Source organism: Kribbella sp. (assembly GCF_035655035.1).
Classification (GTDB): domain Bacteria; phylum Actinomycetota; class Actinomycetes; order Propionibacteriales; family Kribbellaceae; genus Kribbella.
Genome location: NZ_DASRVN010000219.1, coordinates 1 through 2,395 on the forward strand (window position 1 = coordinate 1; position 2,395 = coordinate 2,395).

Below are 2,395 nucleotides of genomic sequence, written 5' to 3' on the forward strand. Positions count from 1 at the left end.
CCATCCGCCGCCGGGTGGAGACGTCTTCCGGCGCGGCGGTTCTGACGGCGATTCCCAACAGTCAGCGATCAGCGCGTCGAACTCGGCACGCACGAGGTCGTCGTCGCCCAGGACGAGGTCGACGAAGACCTCGGTGAAGACCTCGGCCTCGGCCGCTGCCTGCTGCTGATTGGTCGCCATCATCGATCTCACCTCATCGACAACAAACCGCACCCCATGCCCACGGCACTCCACACCGCGGCAGCCGCACCGTGGGCATCCCGCCCCGTGTGAGCGGCCCCGTGTGAGCAGGCCCCGTGTGAGCAGGCCCCGTGTGAGCACGCACCCTGTGAGCCCGCGGGTCGTGGATGGTTCGCCAGGGTCAGGCGTCGATCTGCTTGCGGTCGTCGCTGCCCGCGCCACTGATCTCGATCTTGCGCGGCTTGGCCTTCTCCGCGATCGGGATCTTCAGCGTCAGTACGCCGGCTTCGTAGCCGGCCTCGATCCGGTCGGCGTCCAGGGTGTCGCCCAGGAACAGCTGCCGGGAAAACACCCCGAGCGGACGCTCCGCGACCTGCATCTCCACGCCCTCGCCGAGCTCGGCCGGGCGGCGTTCGGCCTTCACCGTGAGCACGTTGCGCTCCACGTCCAGATCGATCGCGTCCGGCGATACGCCCGGCAGGTCGAACGACACGACGTACTGGTCACCTTGCCGATAGGCGTCCATCGGCATCGGGGTCGGCCGCGACCAGGTGCCTGGCGCCTGGCTCCCGAAGAACTGCTGTGCGAACCGGTCCAACTCCCGGAACGGGTCAGTGCGCATCAACATCGTCCTACACCTCCTGAAGTGTTGACCAACAGTGGTGTCAATACGCACTTCCCTTATAGCAAGTCAACGGACCGATGACAAGTAGGAAATGTCAACGGACCGCTGACATACTGGAGTCAGAAGGAGGTGACCATGAGAGCCACCAACACGCCCGCCGGGACCCAACCCCCGGAATCACCGACACCGGCCTCAACCCGGGCAGCAATCGCGGTGTCAGCCGCGCTCGCCGCCGTCGAAGAAACCGTCCACCAGATCGCCGCCCACACCGAGACCGCCCCGACCGCCCCGACCGCGCCGACCGGGCAGGACGGCCAGGTCCCGCAGGTCCCGCAGGTCGCGCAGGTCGCGTCGACCGGGCAGGACGGGCAGACAGGGCACGACGGGCAGACAGGGTCGGCCGGGCAGGACGGGCAGACAGGGGCGGGCGCGCAGGACGGGGCGGGCGAAACGGCCAGTACGGATGATGTTTTGGCCGCGCTTGCTGGGCTGCGGGCCGTGCAGGACCGGCTCGCCGCCTGGGAGCCGCTGCTCATTGGCGCCGCCCGCGCCCGCGGTGCAAGCTGGGCCGCGATCGCGCCCGCCCTCGGGGTCGCCAGTCGCCAAGCCGCCGAACGCCGGTACCTGCGGCTCAACCCCCACACCACCGACCCCGCCGACATGACCGGCGAAGAACGTGTCCAGGCGGCCCGCAGCCGCCGCGCCGGCGACCGCGCCGTCAACCAATGGGCCCGCACCAACGCAGCCCGGCTCCGCCGCCTCGCCGCACAGATCACTGCCCTCGACGGCCTCGACCCCGCCACCCAAAAAGCCGTCGACCGCATCTTCCACGCGCTCGGCGACCCGGACACCGCCACCCTGCTGTCACCGCTGGCCGACGCCGGGGCCAGACTCCGGCACAGTCACCCCACCCTGGCCGAACAGGCCGCCGACGTCACCGCCACCACCGACCAACTCCGCCACCCCAACTGACACAACGACGATGCCCCGCGCAGACGTCAACCCGAGAACTCCCAGTCGGCAGCTTGCCACGAAGCACCACTGCCCGACTCCGCCCGCCGAGCGCATCCGCAAGCAGCCGATCGAGCGCGGCGCTACTCACGGCCGGAGGTCTTGCAGCGGGGCCGGGGGCTCAGGTTGTTAGTGGATGACTAAGGCCCGCAGCTGCGAGTTGCCGTTGTTGAGTGCTGCTTGGGCTGGCCGACTAGAGATTTGCTATGCGGGAGGCTTGCTGGATCTGTCGAGCGACGGGTTGCCGGGTTGCCGGCGTACTGCGCGAGTGCGGTGGGGATCGGCAGGACCAGCCGGCGTCAGGAGGTCGGACAGTACGGCGGCGTCCCAGCAGGCCGACGGTGGCGCCTTGACCGAGTCGTGGGCTCATGGCGTGGGCGGCGTCACCGGCGAGCGCAATCCGTTGGGTGGTCCAATCGTCGGTGACGACTTGGTGGAAGTTGGCGTAGAAGATTGGGGCTCGGTTTGCATTGCGCAGACGAGCGGTCCTTGTAGACGGCGGTAGGGCTCGGCGAGTTTCGGCGAGTGAGGTGTGGCGGTGATGTCCAGCGCGTCGGTGTTGGGGACCTGGAAGCGGAC

Annotated in this window: 4 protein-coding genes; 1 reads left to right on the top strand and 3 read right to left on the bottom strand. The window is 69.0% G+C overall.

The window, feature by feature from the left end; translation table 11 throughout:
* Together VFF46_RS12600 and VFF46_RS12605 are read right to left on the bottom strand one after the other, a co-directional pair.
* The coding region (locus VFF46_RS12600) for a hypothetical protein (RefSeq protein ID WP_325037275.1) at positions 1 to 183 on the bottom strand (183 nt) is incomplete at its 3' end.
* 178 nt (positions 184 to 361) lie between these two features.
* On the bottom strand, positions 362 to 808 hold the full coding sequence (locus VFF46_RS12605; protein WP_325037276.1) for an Hsp20/alpha crystallin family protein: 447 nt from the start codon (positions 806 to 808) through the stop codon (positions 362 to 364).
* Between the two features lie 132 nt (positions 809 to 940).
* Here VFF46_RS12605 and VFF46_RS12610 point away from each other — a divergent pair, with 132 nt between their 5' ends.
* The gene (locus tag VFF46_RS12610) at positions 941 to 1,777 is read left to right on the top strand and encodes a hypothetical protein (protein ID WP_325037277.1); all 837 of its coding nucleotides are present in this window, start codon (positions 941 to 943) and stop codon (positions 1,775 to 1,777) included.
* 232 nt (positions 1,778 to 2,009) lie between these two features.
* On the opposite strand, the gene VFF46_RS40600 is transcribed toward VFF46_RS12610, so the two are convergent.
* Positions 2,010 to 2,294 (bottom strand): FAD-dependent oxidoreductase, encoded by a 285-nt coding sequence (locus VFF46_RS40600; protein WP_414673062.1) that lies wholly within the window; start codon positions 2,292 to 2,294, stop codon positions 2,010 to 2,012.
* Positions 2,295 to 2,395 lie beyond the last annotated feature (101 nt).